The 24,480-nt window shown below is 40.5% G+C and carries 18 protein-coding genes; 14 read left to right on the plus strand and 4 right to left on the minus strand.

The annotated features are described in order from the left end of the window. Positions 1 to 33: 33 nt before the first annotated feature. Together ACIQ0H_RS02775 and ACIQ0H_RS02780 are read left to right on the plus strand one after the other, a co-directional pair. The gene (locus ACIQ0H_RS02775) at positions 34 to 579 is read left to right on the plus strand and encodes an RNA polymerase sigma factor (RefSeq protein WP_403410573.1); all 546 of its coding nucleotides are present in this window, start codon (positions 34 to 36) and stop codon (positions 577 to 579) included. Beyond that, on the plus strand, positions 576 to 1,298 hold the full coding sequence (locus ACIQ0H_RS02780) for an anti-sigma factor (RefSeq protein ID WP_403410576.1): 723 nt from the start codon (positions 576 to 578) through the stop codon (positions 1,296 to 1,298). Before ACIQ0H_RS02775 ends, ACIQ0H_RS02780 begins: the two co-directional genes overlap by 4 nt. A gap of 339 nt (positions 1,299 to 1,637) precedes the next feature. On the opposite strand, the gene ACIQ0H_RS02785 is transcribed toward ACIQ0H_RS02780, so the two are convergent. Together ACIQ0H_RS02785 and ACIQ0H_RS02790 are read right to left on the minus strand one after the other, a co-directional pair. Then, a complete protein-coding gene (locus ACIQ0H_RS02785; RefSeq protein WP_403410579.1) occupies positions 1,638 to 4,202 on the minus strand; it encodes a heavy metal translocating P-type ATPase in 2,565 nt (854 codons plus the stop codon). A gap of 13 nt (positions 4,203 to 4,215) precedes the next feature. Next, complete coding sequence (locus ACIQ0H_RS02790; RefSeq protein ID WP_403410582.1) at positions 4,216 to 4,536, minus strand: ArsR/SmtB family transcription factor; 321 nt, start codon at positions 4,534 to 4,536, stop codon at positions 4,216 to 4,218. A 247-nt stretch (positions 4,537 to 4,783) separates the two neighbouring features. Here ACIQ0H_RS02790 and ACIQ0H_RS02795 point away from each other — a divergent pair, with 247 nt between their 5' ends. The 5 genes from ACIQ0H_RS02795 to ACIQ0H_RS02815 all read left to right on the plus strand — a co-directional run bounded on the left by ACIQ0H_RS02795 (position 4,784) and on the right by ACIQ0H_RS02815 (position 8,038). Continuing rightward, positions 4,784 to 5,338 (plus strand): copper resistance CopC family protein, encoded by a 555-nt coding sequence (locus tag ACIQ0H_RS02795; protein ID WP_403410585.1) that lies wholly within the window; start codon positions 4,784 to 4,786, stop codon positions 5,336 to 5,338. Then, the gene (locus ACIQ0H_RS02800) at positions 5,339 to 6,433 is read left to right on the plus strand and encodes a copper resistance D family protein (protein ID WP_403410588.1); all 1,095 of its coding nucleotides are present in this window, start codon (positions 5,339 to 5,341) and stop codon (positions 6,431 to 6,433) included. 33 nt (positions 6,434 to 6,466) lie between these two features. Beyond that, on the plus strand, positions 6,467 to 7,141 hold the full coding sequence (locus ACIQ0H_RS02805; RefSeq protein ID WP_403410590.1) for a DsbA family protein: 675 nt from the start codon (positions 6,467 to 6,469) through the stop codon (positions 7,139 to 7,141). Then, the gene (locus ACIQ0H_RS02810; RefSeq protein WP_403410593.1) at positions 7,141 to 7,578 is read left to right on the plus strand and encodes a disulfide oxidoreductase; all 438 of its coding nucleotides are present in this window, start codon (positions 7,141 to 7,143) and stop codon (positions 7,576 to 7,578) included. Before ACIQ0H_RS02805 ends, ACIQ0H_RS02810 begins: the two co-directional genes overlap by 1 nt. An 82-nt stretch (positions 7,579 to 7,660) precedes the next feature. Continuing rightward, positions 7,661 to 8,038, plus strand: coding sequence for an SET domain-containing protein (locus tag ACIQ0H_RS02815; RefSeq protein WP_403410596.1), 378 nt, complete (start codon positions 7,661 to 7,663; stop codon positions 8,036 to 8,038). Between the two features lie 124 nt (positions 8,039 to 8,162). On the opposite strand, the gene ACIQ0H_RS02820 is transcribed toward ACIQ0H_RS02815, so the two are convergent. Beyond that, positions 8,163 to 9,386, minus strand: a complete 1,224-nt coding sequence (locus tag ACIQ0H_RS02820; RefSeq protein ID WP_403410599.1) for an ABC transporter permease — start codon at positions 9,384 to 9,386, stop codon at positions 8,163 to 8,165. 89 nt (positions 9,387 to 9,475) lie between these two features. Beyond that, the gene (locus ACIQ0H_RS02825) at positions 9,476 to 10,702 is read right to left on the minus strand and encodes an MFS transporter (RefSeq protein ID WP_403410601.1); all 1,227 of its coding nucleotides are present in this window, start codon (positions 10,700 to 10,702) and stop codon (positions 9,476 to 9,478) included. A gap of 145 nt (positions 10,703 to 10,847) precedes the next feature. Between ACIQ0H_RS02825 and ACIQ0H_RS02830 the strand changes: the two genes are divergently transcribed. The 7 genes from ACIQ0H_RS02830 to ACIQ0H_RS02860 all read left to right on the plus strand — a co-directional run bounded on the left by ACIQ0H_RS02830 (position 10,848) and on the right by ACIQ0H_RS02860 (position 24,401). Next, a complete protein-coding gene (locus ACIQ0H_RS02830; RefSeq protein ID WP_403410604.1) occupies positions 10,848 to 11,405 on the plus strand; it encodes a helix-turn-helix domain-containing protein in 558 nt (185 codons plus the stop codon). A gap of 248 nt (positions 11,406 to 11,653) precedes the next feature. Next, positions 11,654 to 12,091: a MarR family winged helix-turn-helix transcriptional regulator gene (locus tag ACIQ0H_RS02835; protein ID WP_403410607.1), complete on the plus strand. Its 438-nt coding sequence runs from the start codon at positions 11,654 to 11,656 to the stop codon at positions 12,089 to 12,091. Next, positions 12,078 to 13,265, plus strand: coding sequence for an MFS transporter (locus tag ACIQ0H_RS02840; RefSeq protein ID WP_403410610.1), 1,188 nt, complete (start codon positions 12,078 to 12,080; stop codon positions 13,263 to 13,265). Before ACIQ0H_RS02835 ends, ACIQ0H_RS02840 begins: the two co-directional genes overlap by 14 nt. 330 nt (positions 13,266 to 13,595) lie before the next feature. Then, positions 13,596 to 19,160 (plus strand): S-layer homology domain-containing protein, encoded by a 5,565-nt coding sequence (locus ACIQ0H_RS02845; RefSeq protein ID WP_403410613.1) that lies wholly within the window; start codon positions 13,596 to 13,598, stop codon positions 19,158 to 19,160. Positions 19,161 to 19,688: 528 nt separating this feature from the next. Further along, entirely contained in the window at positions 19,689 to 20,792 is a 1,104-nt protein-coding gene (locus ACIQ0H_RS02850) for a GntR family transcriptional regulator (protein WP_403410616.1), read from the plus strand. Between the two features lie 147 nt (positions 20,793 to 20,939). Then, positions 20,940 to 23,879: an endo-beta-N-acetylglucosaminidase gene (locus ACIQ0H_RS02855; protein WP_403410619.1), complete on the plus strand. Its 2,940-nt coding sequence runs from the start codon at positions 20,940 to 20,942 to the stop codon at positions 23,877 to 23,879. A 348-nt stretch (positions 23,880 to 24,227) separates the two neighbouring features. Continuing rightward, positions 24,228 to 24,401: an S-layer homology domain-containing protein gene (locus tag ACIQ0H_RS02860; protein WP_403410622.1), complete on the plus strand. Its 174-nt coding sequence runs from the start codon at positions 24,228 to 24,230 to the stop codon at positions 24,399 to 24,401. The last annotated feature ends 79 nt before the right edge of the window (positions 24,402 to 24,480 follow it).

Below are 24,480 nucleotides of genomic sequence, written 5' to 3' on the forward strand. Positions count from 1 at the left end.
AATATATTTTTATCCAATAGCAGGGAGTGCCATATGAAAGAAAATGACGATGCGGAATTAATGAAATTGGTAAACGAAAAACACGGTCACGCATTAGAGGAGCTATATGATCGATATATAAAGCTTGTTTACGGCTTCGTTATGAAATTTTGTAATGGGGATGAGGATAAGACGAAAGAGATTATTCAGTTAGTCTTTTTGAGGCTATGGACAACAAACAGCCATTACGATCCCACTCAAGGCAACTTTGTAAATTGGCTCCTCACGATTACTCGCAATATTTGCATTGACTACCACCGCAAAGAGAAGAGGCATACGCAACACTGTCAAGAGGATCACGAAGAGATCGCCGACCTTGCCAATGCAATCGAGCAACGGGTAAATACGAATGATATTGTTAGGGCGAAAAACAAATTGCCCAAGGCGCAAAAAAAATTAATCGATATGCTTTATTGGAAAGGGTATTCTCTTTCAGAGATCGCTAAGCTGGAACAAGAGCCGCTCGGCACAATCAAAAGCAGGCTGCACCAGGCACTTAAAGGTTTGAGGAAGCATCTGGAATTGGAGGATATAAAATGAGAAGGGATTGTGATCATTTAATTCCATATATAGCAAATGAGCTCAAGGAGAGCGAACGCATGGCCTTTGTTGAACATTTAAAGAATTGTACGGAGTGTAATAAAGAACATCAGGAATTGTCTCAGGCCTGGCATGCTTTGCCGTTCGATTATACAGAAATCGAGGTACCTGAATTGCTGAAAGGAGAGGTACTGGGGTTTGTTTTTGATCACAAAACGAAAAGCGGTACGGAAACATTCATGGCTAAGATGAGCAAGCTTGCCATGATGCTCAAAAACCATTTCACTCCAGTTTCAACTAGTATCGTGGCCGTCTTGTTGCTCGTGATTATTGGCCTAGGAATAGCGGATGTTCAGGAAAAAAATCGCCATGCCAAAAATATACCTATTGAGATTTTAACGACCATTCCCTTAAAAGCAGCCAATCAAAGCCGCCCAGGAACAAACGGCATCGCATATGTTGTCCAGCAGGGATCAGAGAAAAATTTGGTGGTGCAGGTTCACGAATTACCCGGCGTCGAAGGTTCACAGGTTTACCAGGTTTGGCTGCTGAAAAACGGGACAAGGGAAAATAGCGGCATATTCAAGCCGGATGAAAACGGATCCGGTATACTGACCTACCAGCTCGCCGAAGGGCAGACTTTTGAGCAAATCGGCATCACCGTCGAACCGGACGCCAACAGCAGTCAGCCAAGGGGAGAAAAAATAGTCGGGTCATAGATGGTAACAGAAAAGGACAGATCCATTTAAAATCTCTAGCTAACCTATTACTACGAACGGGTACTGATGTTCAAGAAAATTACCCGATTAAGATCAAATTTTTTCGTGAACATTCGATCTATATTCTATACTGAAGAATCCATTTTGATTGATTTTTTCAAAATGGATTCTTTGAATTTGCCTCAATAAAGTAGGTTCATGCGTTATAAATGAACGGGTATGATTTGATCAAACAGTATGCTGGGAAGAGCTCCACTCAGAAGAACTATTTTCATGTGAACAAAAAAAGAGCCTGAAACCGTAAACGGTTTGGCTCGCCACTACATGGTTCATAGTGAATTACCCTTTGACCCTTAAAAGCCGAAGTGCATTTAAAATAACGATCAGTGCAGCGCCAGTATCACTTAACACAGCGACCCATAGCGTTAACCAGCCTGGGAGTATGAGTAGTAATGCGACGACTTTAACGATTATCGAAAACCATATATTTTGTTTGATAATGGACAATGCTTTTCGACTTAGCTTCATTGTATGTGGTAATTTCTCTAAGTTGTCAGCCATTAAAACAATATCAGCAGTTTCCATTGCCGTATCTGTACCAGCACCGCCCATTGCTATTCCAAGGTCGGCAGTTGCTAATGCAGGGGCGTCGTTTATGCCATCGCCAACCATGGCTACACGATAGCCTTCTGCTTGCAATTGTTTGATCGTATCTACTTTTTCTTCCGGTAATAGTTCAGAGAAATAGCGATTTACACCAGCTTCGTGGGCGATTGCTTTGGCTGTCCCTTCGTTATCACCTGTCAGCATGACAACTTGCTCAACGCCTATTTTTTCTAGATGTGCAAGCGACACTTTCGTTGCTTTTCGGATCGTATCTGACACACAAATGATCCCTAAGATCTGTTCGGCTGTCCCTATAATGATTATGGTTTTTCCTTCATCTTGCAGTCTTAGAATTTCGTCAAGATGATGGTCAATAGGGGTGTTAACCTCTTCAAATAATTTGATGTTTCCTGCGAAGTAGGGGATATGACCGATTGTCGCTTGAATTCCTTTTCCCGCAATGTTCTTAAACGCTGCACCATTCTTTGCTTGAATGTTCTTATCTTTCGCGTAACCCACGATTGTTTTAGCGATGGGATGTGTGGAATATTCCTCTAACGTACGAGCGATTGATAACAGGTTTTCTTCTGTATTATTAAAGACTACGATATCAGTAACGTTTGGTTTTCCTTCTGTCAGTGTTCCAGTTTTGTCAAAGGCGATGGCATTAATCGTTCCCGCATTTTCTAAGAATGTGCCACCTTTAATCAGAACGCCGTTTTTGGCAGCATTTCCAAGGGCTGAGACTATGGCCACTGGCGTTGAGATAACTAGTGCACAAGGACAGGCAATCACTAACAGCGTTAACCCTTTATAGATCCATTCATCCCAAGTGCCAAATCCGAATAATGGGGGAATGAGCATGACTAAAAGAGCAAGTAGGAATACAACAGGTGTATAGATGCGAGCAAATTTATCAATAAACGCTTCTGTAGGCGCCTTTTTCTCTTGTGCTTCTTCCACTAAATGAATGATTTTAGAAATAGTTGTATCCTCGATTAGTTTTGTAACACGAACGCTCAGTGATCCATGTTCATTGATAGAACCTGCATACACGAAACTCCCTATTCCTTTATCGACAGGGATGGATTCACCTGTGATAGCCGCTTGATTGACACTGGATTCGCCTTCTAGCACTTCGCCATCTAATGGGATTCGATCCCCAGGTTTCACGACAATCACGTCGTGAATGGCTATTTCTTCAACGGGCTTTTTGATTAATTCATGGCCAACTTTAACCCAAGCCTCTGGAGGGGTTAACTCCATAAGACCGCGAATTGATTTTCGTGTTTTTTCGATAGCACGATTCTGCAAATTATGCCCTAGTGCAAACAGCCAAACAACGGTGGCCCCTTCAAGCCATTCGCCTAGAAAGGCAGCTCCGATTGCAGCAGCCGACATGAGGACGTTCATGTCTAATGAACGGCTTCTAATCGCATAATAAGCACTCTTCACTGGTTTATACCCGCTGATGATCATGGCAACTGCATACATTGTTATGGATAGATAAGGAGAAATTCCTGTAAACGATCCAATAAAACCTAGCGCAATGAAGATGCCTGAAACAATGACAGCCCCATTTGGATTACTAGAACGTGTGGAGGAGGGAGCCAGCTTATTGTTCGTAATGAGTGACGCTTTAAATCCAGCTTTAGAGACTTCCTTAATAATGTCTTCTGGGCTATTTTCATGTTCGATTTTCATTTTGCCAGTTGAAAAATTCACCTGAACGCGTTTGACGGAAGGACTAGTATTCAAGTGGTTTTCAATTGTTAGCGCACAAGATCCACAATCCATACCTTCGATAACGTAATGCTTCAAGTTACTATTCACTTTAATAGGTTCAACTTCAAAGCCTAGCTTCTTCATATGTTTTTGGATAGATTCAAATTCAAGTTCTTCAGTCGAATGTACCTGCATTTTTCCTGTACTATAGTTCACGTTTACACCATTGATGTTTGGTTGAGTGCTTAAACTTTTGTCAATGGTCACCGCACAAGCTGGGCAATCCATGCCATAAACTCGAAATTCCTCTCTTATTCCCCCACCAAGGTTTATGTTAACCGGATCTAGAGTCTTTCCTGAACCACTGCAACAATCGCTTTGAATACTCGAGTCCTTGCCGGATTCCTGATTGCTACAGCAAGTCGTTATGGTAGTGTTTTCTTTCTCAATCATTGAAGACGACTGACAACAATCATCTTTGACTACCTTATTTATCGGGTTACTACTGCAACAGGTTGTTTGTTCCTCTACTTTTGGGGATTCTACTTTGGATGAACAGCATTTTTTATCCATTTTAAGCACACCCTTAACTTATATGATTTTCACAACAAGCAACTTGGTCTTCAATTTGACCAAGTACGGTATCAAATGTGTCTAACAACTCTTTAATTTGCTGGTTTCGCAATCCATAAAAGACGTATTTTCCTTCTGGCCTTCCTACAATGATTCCGCATCCCTTGAGACAGGCTAGGTGTTGCGAAATATTGGACTGATTACCTTCTATACTTTCAACAATTTGTGATACAGTCTTTTCTTCATATTTGATGCACTCTAATATTTGAATCCTTGTTTTATCTCCGAATGCACGTAAAAACTTCACTTTAAGATCTAAATCAATTTGAGTCATGGAATTACTCCTTTCATATTAGGCGGCACTAATGTGTTTTGTTATTATCATATTATCGATTGCTAATATGTGTGTCAATTATTATCATATTAGTGAAAACTAATATGTGTGTCGATTTTATGTCTACATCTACAGAAGTTGTGAATTAAGCATGTTTTCTCTATAAAAATAGTTTTAATATGTGGGGTTTCTTGTACAATAAATGTGATTGACGTTAATTTTACTGCGTTTGAAAGGAAATGAAAAAATGAAGAAAATTATGAGCGCAACACTGATTTTGTTATTTGCCTTTGCAACGACTGTTTCTGCGCATACGGGTATAACGAGTTCTTCGCCAGCTGATGGGGAAGTCGTAACTGGGGACGTTCATGAAGTTGTTTTGGAATTTAATTCGAAAATCGAGTCAACGAGTACGGTAAAAGTCTTTAACGAAAATGAAGAGGAAGTCGTCGTTAATACTATCCAAGTAGATGGTCAAGTGATGACAGGCGCCTTCATGTCCCCATTGGAGAATGGTACATATACTGTGGACTGGAAGATCATTGGTGCGGACGGGCATCCGATACAGGGGAGCTATTCTTTTGTGATTAATCAACAAGACGGGATGAATCAGGTGGCAGATGAAGAAGTACCAGAAACACCCGCTGATTCGAATGACAAGCCTGCAGAAAAACCAATAGAGCAGCAAGTAGAAGATAAATCAATAATAGCGTCAAATGATGTACTCGTTGTTATTCTTGTGGTTTTATTTACAATCGCTGGCGGGTTTGTTGGCTGGATTATAGGAAGAAGGCAGAAGTAAATGGTCTGGATTTATATTGCTGAAAGTTTATTGTATCTGTGTTTTTCACTTTTAATGGGCGCATTTATCATTCAATTTATTCCGGATCGCCTGAAACCGGAAATACGTATTTCGAAACGACTGATTCAACTAGCGGTGTTAGGTATTGTGTTCTTTTCGGCTGCACCTGTCATTCGAATCGTCCTATTTCTTTATGAAGACATCGGCCTGATGTTGACGTTGCAAAATGTTCTTACCGGGTTTGAAGTTGGCAAGGCATGGAATGTCACTGTCATACTTGCAATTTTCTTTTACCTATTTGTTTCGTTGTTCCCGGTATTGAAAAGCAAAGTGCTGTCTGGGATTTCACTTGTTTTCACGTTCATCCTTATGTTGGCATTGGGATGGGCAAGTCACGCAGCATCACTCACTGAATGGAGCGGGTTTGTTGTTCACTCTTTGCACTTTTTAGCTGTTACGGTTTGGATCGGACTACTCCTTATCGTCGGCTGGTTTTCAAAAAGTCAAGACAATTGGCTTGCTTATTTGAGGTGGTTTACACCTTTGGCAATCGGTTGTTTTCTCACGATTATGGGAACGGGATTCTTTCTGATGACCTTAGTCGTCGATGTAAATGAGTATGGCGACGCCTGGATGTTAACTTATGGACAAGCCTTATTAGTAAAGCATTTGACCATTATTCCTGTGTTGTTTTTTGCTTTTATGAATGGATTTTGGATGAAGCGCAAATTGCAGCGACAAGAGCAAATCAATCCTATACCATGGTTGAAATTCGAAAGCCTGTTACTGTTCTTTACTTTTGTTGCAACGGGCGTCTTGGGGCAACAGGAACCCCCTCATAGTATTGAAATGGCGCTTGCTGGTACTGGACCTTCCGCAATCTTTGATTATTTTTATGCAGGGGTGATTGATCCTTCGATGCATGTACAATTGGGGTTACATACAATTAATACATTGTTTTTTATCGTGGCATTGATCTTCATGTGGCTGATCATAGTCAGCTTTAAGAAACAGGTCCCTGCAGTTGTTCCATTTTTCTTGGGGATGTTCTGTATTCTTTCGCTCTATTTTGGCTTAATGGCTAGCATTCAATAATGGTATAGAAAAATAATAGAGAAGAGGCATTTTATGAACCAGAAAAAGAATTCAACGATGAAAATAGCAGTTGTTTTGACACTCGTAGTCGCGGTACTGGTGGCGGTAATCGCTGTATTTAGCAATAAACAGGAAGCCCTACCAAGTGACATCAAGCAAATTGATGTCACTGGACAACCATCACTTGGCGAGCAAGATGCTCCCGTGAAGATTGTGGAATTCGGTGATTTTAAATGTCCTGCATGTAAAGCGTGGGGAGAAATGATTTATCCGAAATTGGTGGCTGACTATATCGAAACAGGTAAAGTACAATTTTCATTCGTGAACGTATTATTCCACGGTAAAGAATCGACGTTAGGATCGATTGCCGCTGAATCTGTTTTTGAGCGTAACCCAGATGCATATTGGAGCTTCCATCATGCACTGTTTGATGCACAGCCAGTTGAAAATCATGATGGATTATGGATAACACCTGAAAAAATTCTTGAAATTGTAAGTGGATTTCCTGAGATCGATCAGGTTCTATTAAAAGAAGATATGGAACAACAGGCGACTATGGAAAGTGTTAAAAAGGATGAAGATTTAGTAAGAGAAGCCGGTGTTGCAATGACCCCATCCATTGTGATAAACGGGGAAATGATCGAGGATCCATTTGATTATGAAGCCATTCAGGCAGCAATCGAACAAGGATTGAAGGATAAAAACTAATGGGGAATAAAAGAGCGACATCTACACAAGGATTTTTATTATACGGCGCTTGGGTTGTCTCATTAGTGGCTACGTTTGGAAGCTTGTACTTTAGTGAAATAAAAGGATTTATTCCATGTGAACTGTGTTGGTACCAGCGAATTCTTATGTATCCCCTTACTTTGATCTTAGGGATTGGAACGTTCCAGAATGACAGTTCCGTTAAAAAGTTCGTGCTGCCCTTAGCGCTTATTGGAGGAAGCATTTCACTCATGCACTATTTAGAGCAGAAGATACCGGGCTTTGGTGGCATTAAGCCATGTGTGAGTGGTGTACCTTGTAATACCGAGTATATAAATTGGTTTGGGTTTGTGACGATCCCATTTCTAGCGTTAGTCGCATTTGTGATGATTGCTTGTTCCATGATTTTTATCAAATCGAAGAAGTCCATGGAATAAAGAAAAGTGGCGGAAGAGCATAAAGGTCAATTTAGTGTTACAGTTAGAAAGAAAATTTTAAATGTGAGTAGGAGAAAAAAACATGATTGAGGTAAAAACATCTCCAATAAGTGATGGAGAATTCAATAGAGGAATATTTGCGACATGTGATGTCAAAAAAGGGGAGCTTTTACATGAAGCACCCGTGATATCTTATCCTAACGACGAGCATCAATACATTGAGAAAACAATCCTAGGTGACTACGCTTTTGAGTATGGAATCGGTAAATCTGCTATCCTCCTGGGTTATGGCATGTTGTTTAATCATTCGTATGAACCGAATGCAACGTATGACATTAATTTTAAAAATCAAACATTCGACTTCTTTGCTTACACAGATATCAAAGCAGGGGATGAAATTTTTATCAATTATAATGGCGACGTTGATGACAAAGATGAACTGTGGTTTAATCAGGAATAAAATATCTTTACTAACCCCCTATCAGAGTGTCTGATAGGGGGTTATTGTGTTTTTAGGAACAAAATGAAATAACTTTAGGAGAATGGAAGGTACACAATTGTATAGGAACCCGGCTATTTTTGTGTTATAAAAGTCCATTATAACTCGTAGCACGTTCTTTGCGATGCGTACGGTATGCGACGACCGAACAGATTCCTAGGAAAATAACAAAATAAACCAAAATGATCAATAAAGAAATTCCAAGTCCAGCTTGCAATTTGCCGTTGTAATAAAGCATGACCCTCAAGCCATCCACCATATGGCGTGTTGGTAAGAAATTGCTGAACAAGTGGTGGATAAATGGTAATGTTGCGATTGGAACTGCACCGCCGCTGGAGAAGATGCCTAAGAAATTTAAAGGGAACATCACTAGAATTCCCCATTGTCCCAAAAACAACGAAATCATTTTAAATTGGAAGTACATTGTCATGCAACACAAAAAGGTGAATAGAAAAATGAGCCAGATGCTTGTCGAGTGGGAACTTCCGAATACACCAAATACAGCGATCTGCAAAACGGCAGCCACCAGTGCAGATAAAATAACCCCTAATAGCATTCCAGTTCCAAGAACACTTGTGTTACTTAGATGATGTCCATCACTTCTAATACCTGCGCTACTATTTTTAAGATAGGTATTAATCATATTGACACCCATCAGACCCGAAATGGAAGTGATGAGAACCATCATAAAAGGCGTCATTCCGTTATTGGTGTGTTCAGAAAGTCCCAATGCGTTTGTCAGCGTGTAGCGAATCGGATTGTCCATCAGTGTTGCGGTTTTGGGAGACAATTCGATATTTTTGTGGATCAATTCTTCTTTTAGATCGTCGCTGATTTTAGTTGAAGCGGTAGTGGCAATCGTTTCTAGCGCGTTTGTCGCAATCGTTGTTGTCGTTTGGCCTCCACCTTCATTAATAAGTATTTCTAACTGAGCGGGCTTTCCTTCCACTTTTCCGGTCAACAGCACATCTCGCAATTCTAAAATGTCACGAGAATAACTAGCTGGAATGATTAAGGCTCCATATGCTTGGTTGTTCTTTAATTCATTTACTGCAGCTTCCTTGGTCGCAGTCACCCTCCAGCTAAATGTATGCCCGTCTTGTTTTTCAAGAAGATTATTGACAATTTCTTTACCTGTATTGGAAGACGACATGCCTTCATCTTCATCCACGATAATGAGAGGAAAATTGGCTAAGCGTGTACTTATCCCGCCAAATACGGGCAGATAAATACTAATCATGCAGAGCATGAGTATAGCAACCGTCCATATAGGCGTCCAAGTAGTATGGGCTTTTAATAACCTTTTCAAGGTGCAATTCCCCCTAACCCTAGCATAGCGCGAAGCAATTACCCAAACCAATAAGGGTATACCTACAGCATGTGTACGGAGAATGATTTCTATTCGACGGATCCGGTAGAGGTGCCTAGCTCATTTGCAGGAAGATTGAATTCCGGCTTTTTCCTAACTATTAACGATAAGAATATAATAATCAATAAAATAAACAGCAATGCCATAAACGCATAGTTATAGGTGTTTGTAACATCTTTTACGACGCCTACAAGCATAGGTATTACACCACTAATGAGATAACCACCAAATTGAACCATCGCAGTCCATTGACTGGCATCGATTGCGGTAGTGGTTTCGTCTAAAGGGAGAATCATGGCTAATGGAAATAATCCTCCAGCGCCGATTCCCATTAAAACAGCCCCAATCATCGGAGAAATGCTTCCAGTGAGTAATAAGATAATCCCGATGGCAGAACAAGAAGCGGAGAGAATAAGCCAAGGCTTTCGATTCACACTTTTATTGATTAAAATGGGGATGATTAAACTACAAATCATCTGCATGAGGGAAAAAATAGTGACGACTGTTGCCGCATACCCTGCACTAAAACCAATTTCTTGTACTTTGGGAGCTAACCATGTTGCAAGAGAATAGTATACGCCAGATTGAAGGGCGAAAATGATCATCAATAGCCAAGCATATCGATTTTTCCAAGGCAAATGCGTCTTTTGATTGATAGTTTTTCCTGCTTCGTTTTTCTTTTTGGTAGATCGTTTAAGAATCGGAATCCATACGATAATCCCGATGACTGCCAATAACGCCCATATTGCTAAGGCTACGTTCCAAGAATTATGGAAAGTATGCATGACAGGGACGACCAATCCAGCACTTAAAGACGCACCAACCCCCATACCTGCCGAATAAACCCCAATCATAGAAGATGTCGCTTTAGGAAAATGTTTTTTAATGTATCCGGAGATAAGTGGTCCTGTAATTGCAATCCCTATTCCGGCAAATACAGCTGTCATTAATAGCAGCAAAGGGAAGGTTGCAACGAGGCGCAAGGCTGTGGACGCACCAATGACTAAAACTGATAATGCAATCGTCATCTCAAGTCCCCATCGTTCACTCAGCTTTCCAGCGACAGGGGCGAAGATACCCATACAAAAAACAGGAAGGGCAGTAAGTAAACTAATCGAGACGCTAGACATATGCAAATCCGCTTGAATATTTTTTAAAACGGGTGAGATTGACGTAATCGAAGCCCGTAAGTTCATGGATATAATAAATAAAGCAAAAACACTCCAAATCAGATATAGATTTTTCGGTTTTTTCATTGTTAGGAACACTCCTTTTTGTATATCATGAAGATTAACTGATATACTATAGTTAACTTTTTGGTGTTATATATAACTATAATTAACTTGTTTGTATATCATAATATACCTATCGTGGTGTGGTCAATAGGAAAGGTGTGGGAATATGAGTGAGGAAAACATTGACTTATCGAGTCAAGTAGGGATGAACCTAAGAGAAATACGAAAAAATAAAAGGATTAGCATCGAAGAATTAGCGAGTTTTAGCGATGTTAGTAAATTAACATTAGGAAAAATTGAAAGAGGGGAAGCAAACCCGACACTTAATATTCTTTGGAAAATAGCCAGAGGGTTAAATATACCCCTCGCCTCCTTAGTAGATTTCCAAGAAGAAAGCGAAATATATCGATTTGAATCCAATCATCATTTTGCAGGGCAGAATAATGATTGGTTTATCACGCCATTATGTAAAACATTCGGGAGTGTTGAATGGCATCGGGCATGTATTGAACCGAATAGTGCGTACAGTGAGTATCATTTAGCGGGTTCTGAAGAAATCGTCCATGTCTTAAATGGTCAGTTGGAGATGGAGGTAGGAGGTAAAAACCATCAATTAAACAAGTGGGATGTCCTGAAATTTAAAGGTGATGAACTTCATACATACAGAAACCGTTCAGATGAAAAAGTATATTTAATGCTGTCTTTAACTTATATGAATCCGTAAATCAAAAGTGAGACTTCAATTATAGACAGAACTTTCTTGCGGCTATTATTTTGATTTCATCGGTACCGATCTGCTAAAAAATGAACTAAATGTAATTTCAAGTGTAAGCCGTCGTGATAATATCGACGGCTTATCTTTTATGCATGTGATTCTATATTTAAATCCTAGTTGACATTTTCTGAGAAAAGGTTATAGTTATCTATAGTAACAGTTACCCATGATAACTATATTTCGAGGGGATGAATGAAATGGAAGGTTTTTTTCGGCATTTTTTAAGTCTGTATCGCCCATTGATTACTTCGATGAATGAGCTATTAAGCCCATTCGAGCTTTCTTATTCGTTGTGGCAGGTTATTTATTATGTGAAAAAAAATGGACCTTCGACACTTGTCGATATTTCCACTTACTATGAAGTTGAAAAACCTACCATTACGAGAAGGGTTCACCGTTTGGAAGAGCTTCAAATTGTGAAGCAAATACCTGGTACAGATAGACGTGAAAAGATCATTCAGCTAACAGAAGCTGGGGAAGAGATGTATCAAGTGTGTCGTAAAAGGATAACGGACTTAGAGAAGAGTATTGTGGAAGGGATTTCTATGGAAGAGCAATCTGTTATTTTACAAGTGCTTCCTAAAATACGGGAAAACATTCTAACTAAAGAAGGTAGAAATAATGAACAAGCCTAAATTATGGACGAAGGATTTTATCGTTGTATCCTCGATCAATTTCTTGATTACATTAATATTTTATTTATTAATGGTGACGATCGCTGTTTATGCGGTAGATAAATTCAATGCTTCTACGAGCCAAGCGGGACTTGTAACGGGAATCTTTATTATCGGGACATTAATCGGACGTTTGTTTATCGGTCGATATATAGATTCGATTGGCCGCAAGAGAACGTTGTTCATTGGTTTACTCTTTTTTACATTGACCGCCATTTTATATTTTGTGAATCTGGGTCTTACTTTCCTATTGATTAACCGGTTAATCCATGGGGTTGCAATGGGGGTAGCGAGCACGGCGACAGGAACGATTGTTGCACAGACGATTCCAGCTACAAGAAGGGGGGAAGGCATAGGTTACTATAGTATGAGTGCAACACTGGCTACGGCAATCGGACCATTCATCGGGCTATTTATGAGCCAGCATACGAGTTATCAAATGATTTTTGCTTTCTGTCTTGCATTGGGTGTCATCTGTTTACTGATTGCCTTCTTCCTCCGTGTTCCTGCAATGGAAATACCGACTAAAGCTTCTGAAAGAAAAGGATTTAAACTTTCCAACTTCATTGAGCCGAAAGCATTGCCGATCGCCTTTGTTACACTTGCGATTGCTTTCTGTTACTCCAGCGTCCTTTCTTTTATTAATTTCTATGCGATTGAAATCGATTTGGTTGAAATCTCAAGCTTTTTCTTCTTTGTCTACGCAATTGCGGTACTTGTCTCACGCCCATTCACCGGTCGCTTAATGGACCTGAAAGGTGCGAACTTCATCATGTATCCTGCTTTTCTTCTCTTTGCTGCCGGCATACTGCTTCTCAGTGCAGCACATAGCGGCATCATCTTGTTAGTGGCAGGTGCTTTTATCGGTCTTGGCTTCGGGAATATGCAATCGAGTACTCAAGCAATCGCTGTTAAATTGACACCAACTCATCGCTTGGGACTTGCAACATCAACATTCTTTATTTTTCTAGATGCTGGTCTTGGTTTCGGTCCTTATCTCCTTGGATTCCTAATTCCGGTAACCGGATATAGTATGATGTATGTCATTATGGGCATTCTGATCCTCGCAACTACTGTCCTTTACTATTTCCTACATGGGAAGAAAGAGCATGCTGCAACAGAATTATATAATTGAAAATATCAGTGGCTTTGTAATAGCTGAATAACGACATTTCGCGGTGGCAGGTTCATATTGAATTATTTTAGAGCCTGGTATCTTTCACTTATTGTGTTTCTAGGAACAACATACGACAACTTTATTTTCATTACACAAAATCAATCAATAAAATATGTAGCATCCGTTCACCGATCATTTAAATTGGTGAACGGGTGTTTTTTTATGTATCTGAACGCAATCTAGTAAAATCTTTCAATTTACATAACGTTAACATGCACTTCATAATACTCAAATAGTATTCCCTTATACTAGTAAAGGAATAATTTAACTTGGGGGGAATTGCGAATTATGAAGAAGAAATTTATGGTACCTTTTGCGTTGATGAGTAGTTTAACGTTTTCCACGTTAATCGATTCGCCTACCGGGTTATTGCCAAGTGGCCCGACACATGTGGAGGCTGCAACATTTTCTCCAATCCTGATTACGGAATTGTTGCCTAATAGTACTAATGTCGCTGGTTCGTCAACGGATGCTTTTGAGTTTATCGAACTGTATAACAATAGCGGTCAAATGATTAATTTAAAGAATTACAAGTTGGTTTACGGATATCCTGATGGGAAAATGGTAGATTGGACTTTTAAAGAAGACAAAGCCATCGCTCCAGGAGAGACCCTAGTCGTGTGGATCAAAAATAAAGAAAATACGAATCTGACACTGACAGATTTCAATACGGAGTTTAATACGCAGCTAACGGATCACCAATTTACATACATAGAGTCGGATGGAATGACAAACAGTGCTGAGCGAACGTTATCGGTTGCAGATACGTCCAATAATATTTTTACATCAGCAAAATACGGTAAAGATGATGTCGTTGCAAATCAGGGCATTCAATACAAGGTTGGTGAAGACGGGAAAGCGATGGAAATCCTGACAGCTTCTGAAGCGCCAACACCGGGGAGGTTGATCGAAGGACAAGCCCCTGATGGACCTATTGTCGAAGACAAGGAAGCGCCTGTCATTGTACATCAAGCAATCGAAAAAGTGAAGGTCGGTGAAAATTTCAACATTAAGTCCGTGGTAACAGATGAAACAAAACTCGAAACAGTGAAGTTGTTCTACAAACTAACGGAAAACGGCAGCTGGCTTCAAAAAGATATGATTGCTTCTGCAGAAGAAAATACGTTTGAGGCCCAAATTGACCGAGCGGAATTACTGACAGAAAAAGTGATTTACCGCATTGAAGCATTTGATGGACAACAAACAGCCGTTACTGATGAATATGAAGTGGAGATTGAAGGAATGGACTATGATCCACAAAATGTTCCTGCCCTTCTCGTGACAGAACTTGTCCCTGACTCGACGAATGTAGGATCACTGGATGGCTATGAATTTATAGAAGTATATAACAACTCTACAGAAGCCATTAACTTGAAAGATTACAAGATTCGCTACCGTTACCCAGCAGAAGGACCGGAAGCGGACTTGATATGGAAAGCGGACCAAGAGGATATCATCCTACCTAGTGGAAAAACCATCGTTTATTGGATCAAAAATGCGGATAATCAATCAAAGACAGTGGCTGATTTTAACAAATTCTATAACGTGGATTTGACCAAAAATGTAGACATTACGGAAATTCAATCAGGTGGAATGGCCAACTCGAGTCATCGTGGGCTAGCCATCGCAACGAATACAGGTCTCGATAGTTCAGCTGCTTACTATTACGACCAGCCAAATGTAGATGACACGGTTGCCAACAAAGGAATTTTATATACGTTCCCGTCAGATGGCAAATCGAATGTCATGATCAAATACAGTGGTGGCGTGGAACAGGCAACACCAGGAAGCTTGTCACCGATTCAAATACCAAAGGCAAAAGTTACAGTTCCAAAGGATCAAACAGCACCGTCAGTGATCGATTTAACGGAAGCCATCTCGACGTCAGGACACGAAAATCTGGATCTTTCATTCGATGTAACGGATGAGGCTGGCGTTAAAACGGTACGTCTATTCTACAAAACAAATGAACTCGATGAATACCGTATGGTCGATTTAACAAAAACCTACGATTCTACTGTTTATACACATCGAATTCCTTTACCGGATTTAATTGGCAGGGATGACTTGAGTTATTATGTTCAAGTGTCTGATGGCGTTCATGAAGTCACTTCGGATGTGAAGAAAATAGATATTATGTCTGACGACTCAGGTCTGACAGGATTGAACGTGGAAGATGGATCCTATTTAAGTAAAACGGTCTTGCTGAAGGCTTATGACAAGGATGCTCGACTAATGGTCGATAAACAGGACGTTACGGCTGAAACAAAACCATCACTCCCAACACAGGCCTATTTCGCCTTTGATGTGAAAAATGTCAATCTTTACTTTAAAAACGGCGTCACAATCGGAGATGAAACGCTCCACATTTTCGATGATACCATCAACAGCTATACGACCTTGACGATACCTGTAGACCCGGAACATTTCACGCAAGGGGTCGACACAAAAATATCGATTCGTGCAGGTACAAAAGTATCGCCTTTCGATCCGGATTCTGAAGAGAACCGTGATGATTTCTATGTCAAAAATATGCGGTTGGTATTGGCGGATGGCACCACTCTTTACGATCCACTCTACAATCATATCGAAAAAGAGCTTTCAGTTGGAGACAGCGCGAGTGCCAAACCAGTGATCGATTTCAACTTCCGTGTGCCGGATGAGAAATTTACCGCTAAAGCGTTCGCATGGGATACGGCGGCAGTAAATGAAGGGACACATATGATTGAAGCGCTGGATACAAAAGCGGAAGTCATTGTCGATAACAGTGCACCCATCATCACCCCTTCGATTGAAGAAGGAAAAGCGTACAAAGGAGCCTTTACGATTCAAGCTGAGGTCGAGGATACATTCTCTTCAGTCGAAAGCCTGACCGCGTTGCTGGATGGGAAAGAAATCACATTGCCTTTTGAGACGTCTTCCGCCAAATTGACACCAGGTGAACACACGGTATCCTTCACGGCAAAAGATGTTGTCATGAATGAAGTCCAACAAGACGTTCACTTTACGGTATTGGAAGAAAAACCATACATTCCAGAAATCATTTCTCCAGTAGATGGTGCGAAAAATGTACATCCGGATGAAGCGAAACTACTAGTGAAAGTGACGGATCCAACCAAAGACGACTTGAATGTTTCTTTCTATAAAGGCTATAAGTTTGAAGCAGATGCTGAAGAAATCACGGTATTTGAAAATAGCGCAGATCGGGAACCGCCAAAAGAGCTGATTCCTGCAGGTGAATCGATCGTCACAGAAAAAGCCAAAATGGCTAAAGTGGACGGCGAATATATTGAAACTTCTTCGCTGGATAAATTCCCGTATCACAGATTTGAAGTCGCAGTCGGGGAAGAAGTCAATGAAGATGACCAAATTGTACTGAACTGGGAAGGGAAATCTTTGATCGGCCGTAAAGTATCCATGTACGTATGGAATCATGTCAATGCGTTATGGGAACTACAGGAATGGAAAGTGGCAAAAGACGATCAGAACTTCACTTTACATGGTACTGTCAGCGGAAAAGAGTTTGTCAAGGACGGAAAAGTGCAAGTGATGGTACAGGATGAAATTGCATCCACGACGGAATTTGACTACTCCTTCATCTGGATGTCGGATACACAATATTATTCCGAAAGTTATCCACATATCTTCGATAGAATGACAACTTGGATGGCTGAAGAGAAAGAAAACCTGAACTTGAAATACGTTTTCCATACAGGCGATTTAGTCGATAAAGCCGATCAATCGATTCAATGGGAACGTGCTGACACATTCATGGGGACGCTTGACAATGCAGCCATTCCTTACGGCGTATTGGCAGGAAATCATGATGTCGGCCACAAAACAGGGGACTATGATGAATATAGTAAATATTTTGGGGAACAACGGTTCAGCGAAAAAGATTATTATGGTGAATCATATAAAAACAATCGTGGCCATTATGATCTCATCAGTTCAAACGGTAATGATTTCATTATGATGTATATGGGTTGGGGAGTGAACGATGAGGATATCGCATGGATGAATGAAATCCTGGCCAAATATCCTGAAAAGAAAGCCATTCTTTCTTTCCATGAATACTTGTTGGTATCGGGTAACAGAAGTCCAATCGGTGAAAAAATATTCCAAGAAGTCGTCACGACGAATAAAAATGTGATAGCGGTCCTGTCGGGTCATTACCATGATGCTGAAACACTGGTTGACGAAATCGACGATGACATGGACGGAAAAGCTGATCGGAAAGTATACCAAATGTTAGCCGATTACCAAGGGGGACCAGAAGGCGGGCAAGGCTTCCTGCGCGTTATGAAAGTAAAGCCGGTTGAAAACACCATCCAAATGCAAACCTACTCACCCTATTTGGATCAGTATAACTACTACAATCCAGTAGACTATCCTGGAAAAGATGAATTCACGATTGAAACAGATTTGACGCCGAAAGAAAAAGTCGTTGCGACAGATATGTTCAAAGTTGAAGTATTTTCAAATGATCAGATTGGGGAAGTGGAAAACATCACGGATGGTTCCGTTGCGGAAGTGAACTGGAAAAATCTCGAGCGCTCCACTAAATATGGATGGTATGTTCAAGTGGAGGACGCGTTTGAGGGAGAAATGCGCTCTGATGTTTCTGTGTTCACTACAGGTAACCAAGGAATTGAGAACGGTGGAAATGAAGGAAATGAAGGAAATGAAGGAAATGAAGGAAATGAAGGGAATACTGGAAATGATGGTGAGCAAGTCATTCCGCCTGCTCCGCTTCCGCCAGTTACAGGGGAGCAAGTCATTAACGTAACGGATGGTCTCCTAACGAAATCCGAGGAATCTTGGACGGTTAACCAAACACCGACTTCCAACAGTACGAAATGGGTAATCCCAAAACAAGTACTATCTCAGGCAATCGTAGCGGACAAACCACTTCGATTCTTAGCGAAGGATGGTCATGAAATCGTATTGCCAGTGAATGCAGCGAAGCAATTGCAGCAACAGCATCAAGACAACATCTCTATTGTTTCAAATGTGATGGCTGAAAAAGGATCCGCTCTTCCAGCTGGCAACCGATATAGTGAGATTGTGGATATTTCATTACGGGCAGACGATAAAGAAATACAAGCACTCGACTATCCAATCGAACTAAAACTGAAGTTAACGCAAACGGTTAATCACCATATGACGACGGCAATTCTTTACGATGACACGGTGAATGCATGGACTTACGCAGGTGGGAAAGAAGAAAATGGTTATTGGATCGTTTCGACCAAAAATCCATCCCTATTTACAGTCATGTCTGCCAATATTGCATTCAAGGATACGACTAAACACTGGGCTAAAAATGAGATTGACTCCATAGCTGCACGCTTTATCACAGGAGGAAAAACAACTGAATTATTTGCACCGGAACAAAAATTGACGCGCGCTGAATTCACAGTTCTTCTCGTAAGAGCCCTGCAAGTGCCTGTGGAAGACTATAAAGGAACATTCAAGGATGTCCCAGCTTCGAAAAAATGGGCAGCTCAACAAATTGAAGCCGCTTATCGCACAGGTATCGTAAGCGGAAAGGCAAACGGGTCTTTCGATCCGGATGCAGACATTACACGTGAGCAAATGGCAGCCATGATGATGCGTGCTGTTGACTATGCAAATCCAAAACTAACGTCGAATTTGCCTCAACAAGACAAATTCAAGGATGACGCGAAAATTAGCGATTATGCGAAACAACCAGTAAACAACGCAGTCATACTGGGCTTACTCCATGGTCGATCAAACGGAACATTCGACCCTAAAAAGCATACGACAAGAGCAGAAACTGCGGTTGTGCTCTATCGCATGTTGGACAAACTGGACGCTGCTGAAAAATAACAATGTGAAAAGGCTTCTGCAATTGGGAAGCCTTTTTTCTGTGATTTTGGGCATACACTATGGCAATTCCTACACATAAAAAGGGCGGTTACTTCTTCCGAGGTTAATCATCTAAAAAGTGGTTTTGAAAATAGACAATACTAGTACTCTTTTCAAAGTCGCGATAGATAAAAAGCGCGTGATTAATAAAAAACGAAAGAAGATGCCCCCCTAATAATCGAGTATATAGAACGAAAGAAGACCGTTAACACACGTATAATCATGTCCGAAAAAACGTACTCGTACTGAAAATTAAAGTTTACGATATCCACTGTATCCAGAATTTCCAAAACCGATTCACCTGTTGGTCGAAAACTATTTCTGCTCCCGCCCATTTAATCCAGTGGTTCCTTTGAAAAGTCCTTTTTCGTGAAGTCGTACTATTCGAATGATTCTATTGACTGAATTATTTATTAGTGATATGTTGGATATATAACCAGTATTATAAAATATATCCTGATATATGCGGATTTTTAAGGAGGGGGATATGTGGAAGATAGTAATCTACCGTTATATTTGCAGTTGAAGCAGTTTTTGGAGGGCGAGATTAAAAAGGGTGCTTATAAGGCGCATGATCAATTACCTTCAGAGGTTGAATTAGCAAGACAATTTGATGTTAGTCGTATCACCTCGAAGAATGCAATCCTTCAGCTGGTAGAGGAAGGTAAAGTCTATCGAATACCAGGTAAGGGGACATTTGTCACAGATCAAAATGAGGCTAATTTTTCTAAAGAAGTTGGCGCATCCATTTTATCTGGAGGAAGACCCTTCATAGGTTTTATCGTTCCAGAAATAGAGGATTATTTTACAGCGCGAATTTTATCTAGAATTGAAAGCGTTTCCACCCAACTCGGTTATGCGCTAATGGTGCAACAATCTCACCATTATATAGACGTAGAAAAGCAGGCAATACAAACCATGATCAAGGATGGAGCGAAAGGTCTTATCATTTTTCCAGTTGATGATGAGACTTATAATGAAGAAATTCTTCGACTAACACTAGACCATTTTCCGATTGTCTTAGTTGATCGCTATTTGAGTGGGATTGATACGCCGGCTGTCTATTCGGATAATTTGCAAGGGGCCTATCAATTAACGAAATGTTTATTAGAAAAAGGAAAAAGAGTCGCTTTATTTACCGCTCCTAATTTTGAAACAATTACGGTATGTGACCGGATTAAGGGATTTGAGAAAGCTCATGATGAAGAAGATATTCCGATTGATCGGTCGCTGTGGTTTACGGAGTTGCTGCATGAAAATCCCTTAGAACGGGCGATCCGATTTTTGCAGGAACATCCAGATATATCAGGTATATTCGCAATGAATGCCTTCGCAGGAAAAATTGCTTTTCAAGCTTCAAAGTACCTTGGAAAGCGAATGCCGGATGAATTTGAAATTGCATCTTTTGACGAGGAACATGAGCTTGGCGTTTATCCCATTTATACAGCTAGGCAGGATGCAGGTCTGTTGGGAGAGAAAGCAGTTGAACTTTTACATGCACAATTGACACAAAATACTCCGAATAATTTTCAGAGAAAAGTGGTTCTTCCTGTTCAGGTTTCAAGAATACAAGAAGAATCAGTAAATAACTAAGGGGGATATATTCGCGAAACTAAAAATCACAAAAACAAAATTTATAACCTTTTTTTAATAGGGTAACAAAAAAATGCGGACGTAAAGAGTATTAGGGAGTACGCATTAAGCCCTGAAATAAAAGAATAGAATAGGAGAAGTGGGGAAATGAATGTTGAGAAAAAGCACCACTGGTTAAAGGCTGTTTTTTTTGGTTTGTGTTTTATGCTGTTGTGGCCAGGTATCGGTTCAGCGGAGCAACCAGAATCTTCCTATTGGTACCCGGAGCAATTATTGAACTGGTCTCCAAACAACGATCCAAACGCTGTGTTTAACCGTAGCCAAATCCCGTTAGCCGAACGGGAAGTATTATACAAAGTAAATGACAATGCACAATCAAAGAGTAAATTGGTAGCATTGTCCGCACTTAACCCAACTACAAGTGGGGTGCCTTCTCAGGGGGGGAAGGATTTTTATGCGAACACGTTCAGCTATTGGCAATACGTTGATTTGATGGTGTATTGGGCAGGTTCTGCAGGTGAGGGTATCATTGTACCGCCAAGTGCAGATGTGATTGATGCTTCTCATAAAAATGGCGTCCCAATTGTAGGAAACATTTTCTTTCCTCCTGCTGCCTATGGAGGTAAGTTTGAGTGGGTAGATCAAATGTTGACCCAGCGAGAGGACGGTTCCTTTCCAGCGGCTGACAAGCTCCTCGAAGTAGCTGACTATTACGGGTTTGATGGTTGGTTTATCAACCAAGAAACGGCAGGCGGAAATAAACAAACTGCCCAAAAGATGAAGGATTTCCTTGTTTATCTTCAGCAACATAAGCCGGAAGGTATGGAGATCATGTGGTACGATTCGATGACGGATGATGGGTATATCAGTTGGCAAAACCATTTGACAGATAGAAACAAAGGTTTTTTACAAGACAATGGGACACGCGTTTCTGATAGCATGTTTTTAAACTTTTGGTGGAACAATCAGCAATCTTCCTATAACAAAGCTAAGGAACTTGGCAGAAGTCCATATGATTTATATGCTGGGATTGATGTAGAGGCGAATGGTATAAATACAAATATTCCTTGGCAAGGGATCTTTCCTAAGGGTGAAGAACCACTAGCTTCTTTAGGGATTTACCGCCCGGATTGGGCCTTTAAAACCTCTGAAAACATGGAACAGTTTTACCAAAAAGAAAATGAATTTTGGATTGGGAAGTCCGGAAACCCTGCAAAAACAAACGAAAATGGTACTTGGAAGGGAATGGCACATTATTTCACCGCCAAAACGGCTATTGGGAAACTGCCTTTCGTCACTCACTTTAATACCGGAAGCGGAGAGTTTTTCTCTGTTGATGGGAATGTGGTAAGTGAACAGTCTTGGAATAACCGTAGCCTACAGGATATTCTACCAACTTGGCGCTGGCTAATAGAGGGCGGACAAGCTGTAAACGTTGATTTTGATTGGGAAAACGCTTTTTACGGAGGTAATTCTTTAAAGCTTTCTGGTGGAATTGATGCAAATGATCCAACGCATATTAAGCTTTATAAAACCAATCTACCAATTCAGGAGGATACTGAAGTCTCATTGACATACAAAACAGATTTGGAAAATCCAAATCTGAAGCTTGGGGTCAGCTTTACAGACAACCCTGATCAATTTGTCTTTTTCGATGTGAAAAGCGAAGGCCAACATCAGTGGGTAACCGATTCGGTTAAACTGAAGGAGTACAGTGATAAAAAAATTGCAGCCATCTCGCTACTGGTAGATAGTGAACAAGATGTGAAGGATTTTACGACAAATATTGGAGAAATTATGGTTTACAACAAACAAGAGCAAGATAATTTCGTTGATTCTCCGGAAAATGCGGTAAGCGATGTTACATTTACCGAAGGCATCAACGCTGGCATAGCACTTTCCTGGGAGCCATCTGATTCCGAGGTAAGCCACTATGAAATTTACCGAAAATTATCAAACGATAAAAAAGAGTTTGTTGGCGCTACACCAAACCATGTTTACTATATTTCAGATTTAAAACGAGAAGGTAAAGAAAGCAGTACCAATTTGGAAATTGTTGCAGTAAATACAGGGTTTGAACGAAGCAAGCCAGGCATGGTTACTTTTGACTGGCCGGCCTATCCAAAACCGGTAGCTAACTTCCGTGCTGATCAAACGGTGGCTGCACCTGGTGGGGAAATTCAATTTTTCAATGATTCATCGGAGGTAACGGAGGAAGTAGAGTGGCGTTTTGAAGGTGGGACTCCATCTATCAGCTATGAGAACAATCCAATTGTGACGTATGAAAAAGAAGGCGTCTACTCTGTTACCTTGATTGCAAAAAACAGTGAGGGTGAAACTGTTCTTACAAAAGATGCGATGATTACCATTTCTGAAGCAGTTAAAGATATTGAAAATGTTGCTTTGAATAAGGTTGCCACCGCTAGCGGGCAATGTGCCCCAGGTGAAGCTGCAAAATATGCTGTTGATGGTAACGTAAATAGTAAATGGTGTGCGTTAGGAGACGCCCCCCATTGGTTAAAGGTTGATCTTGGCGGTAAATATGCAATTTCAAAATTTGTAGTTCACCATGCACAAGCTGGTGGAGAGCCACAACCGTTTAATACAAGAGCATTTAGAATTGAAATAAGCGATGACGGGGAAAACTGGTCAGAAGCTGTCAAAGTGACTGATAATACAGATGCGGTTACGGATCGCAGCATAAACTTAACTAATGCACGTTATGTAAGATTAATGCTCGACAAGCCTACACAAGGTGGGGACCAAGCCGCAAGAATATATGAATTTGAAATTCATGGGTATCATGATGATAATGTAAAGCTAAAGAATTTAATTCCAATGATAGAGGGACTGAATGAAAAAGGTGATATTGCTGATGGAAAGACTGTTCAGGCTTTGAAATTGCATGTTACCGCAATAGAACATTTTGATAATCAAGAAAAGTGGGATAAAGTAATAAAGCACTTGAATAGTTTTAATGTACTGTTGAACGGTCTGTTGGACAATGAAGAGATTTCAGAAAAGGCACACCAACTTTTAACACAACAGGCTAAAAAATTGATAGCGAAATATCAAGATGAGAAATAATTTGCTTAATAACTTGGTTTAATGTGAGAGTCCAGCGTTTTTAAATGCTGGACTCTTGTGCGCTTGGCAGCGCTTTTTTCTAACGGGTGAAAGTCCTTAACATGCCGTAAGTGGCGGAAATGTAGAGCTGACTGTTAGTGCAGGTATTGTGAGGTTCCGTCCTTTACTATTTCCTACACGGCAAGAAAGAGCGTATTGCAAAAAAAATAATATAATTGAAAATACCAATGGCTATGAAATAGCTGAATAATGATATTTGGGGGTATCAGGTTATTATTGAATTTCGAATTGCTTAGAACCTGATACATTTCTCAACTTTGAATTTGCCTCAACAAGACAAATTTAAGGATGACACAAAAAATTAGCGATTATGCGAAACAACTAGTAAACAATGCAGTCGTACTGGGCTTATTCCATGGTAGATCAAACGGAACATTCGATCCTAAAAAGCATACGACAAGAGTAGAAACTGCGGTTGTGCTCTATCGCATGTTGGACAAACTGGACGCTGCTGAAAAATAACAATGTGAAAAGGCTTCTGCAATTGGGGAAGCCTTTTTGCTGTAATGTATGTCAACCTACTTACGTTGAATGTACCGTA

The organism is Sporosarcina sp. NPDC096371 (assembly GCF_044762865.1).
In the GTDB taxonomy this organism is placed as follows: Bacteria; Bacillota; Bacilli; order Bacillales_A; family Planococcaceae; genus Sporosarcina.

What these genes read in the sequence shown, in the direction of transcription:
- ACIQ0H_RS02795 (WP_403410585.1), top strand. Translation starts at nt 4,784, where the DNA reads ATGAAGAAAATTATGAGCGCAACACTGATTTTGTTATTTGCCTTTGCA.
- ACIQ0H_RS02840 (WP_403410610.1), top strand. Translation starts at nt 12,078, where the DNA reads ATGAACAAGCCTAAATTATGGACGAAGGATTTTATCGTTGTATCCTCG.
- ACIQ0H_RS02800 (WP_403410588.1), top strand. Translation starts at nt 5,339, where the DNA reads ATGGTCTGGATTTATATTGCTGAAAGTTTATTGTATCTGTGTTTTTCA.
- ACIQ0H_RS02845 (WP_403410613.1), top strand. Translation starts at nt 13,596, where the DNA reads ATGAAGAAGAAATTTATGGTACCTTTTGCGTTGATGAGTAGTTTAACG.
- ACIQ0H_RS02785 (WP_403410579.1), bottom strand. Translation starts at nt 4,202, where the DNA reads ATGGATAAAAAATGCTGTTCATCCAAAGTAGAATCCCCAAAAGTAGAG.
- ACIQ0H_RS02860 (WP_403410622.1), top strand. Translation starts at nt 24,228, where the DNA reads ATGACACAAAAAATTAGCGATTATGCGAAACAACTAGTAAACAATGCA.
- ACIQ0H_RS02810 (WP_403410593.1), top strand. Translation starts at nt 7,141, where the DNA reads ATGGGGAATAAAAGAGCGACATCTACACAAGGATTTTTATTATACGGC.
- ACIQ0H_RS02805 (WP_403410590.1), top strand. Translation starts at nt 6,467, where the DNA reads ATGAACCAGAAAAAGAATTCAACGATGAAAATAGCAGTTGTTTTGACA.
- ACIQ0H_RS02835 (WP_403410607.1), top strand. Translation starts at nt 11,654, where the DNA reads ATGGAAGGTTTTTTTCGGCATTTTTTAAGTCTGTATCGCCCATTGATT.
- ACIQ0H_RS02815 (WP_403410596.1), top strand. Translation starts at nt 7,661, where the DNA reads ATGATTGAGGTAAAAACATCTCCAATAAGTGATGGAGAATTCAATAGA.
- ACIQ0H_RS02775 (WP_403410573.1), top strand. Translation starts at nt 34, where the DNA reads ATGAAAGAAAATGACGATGCGGAATTAATGAAATTGGTAAACGAAAAA.
- ACIQ0H_RS02830 (WP_403410604.1), top strand. Translation starts at nt 10,848, where the DNA reads ATGAGTGAGGAAAACATTGACTTATCGAGTCAAGTAGGGATGAACCTA.
- ACIQ0H_RS02825 (WP_403410601.1), bottom strand. Translation starts at nt 10,702, where the DNA reads ATGAAAAAACCGAAAAATCTATATCTGATTTGGAGTGTTTTTGCTTTA.
- ACIQ0H_RS02855 (WP_403410619.1), top strand. Translation starts at nt 20,940, where the DNA reads ATGAATGTTGAGAAAAAGCACCACTGGTTAAAGGCTGTTTTTTTTGGT.
- ACIQ0H_RS02780 (WP_403410576.1), top strand. Translation starts at nt 576, where the DNA reads ATGAGAAGGGATTGTGATCATTTAATTCCATATATAGCAAATGAGCTC.
- ACIQ0H_RS02790 (WP_403410582.1), bottom strand. Translation starts at nt 4,536, where the DNA reads ATGACTCAAATTGATTTAGATCTTAAAGTGAAGTTTTTACGTGCATTC.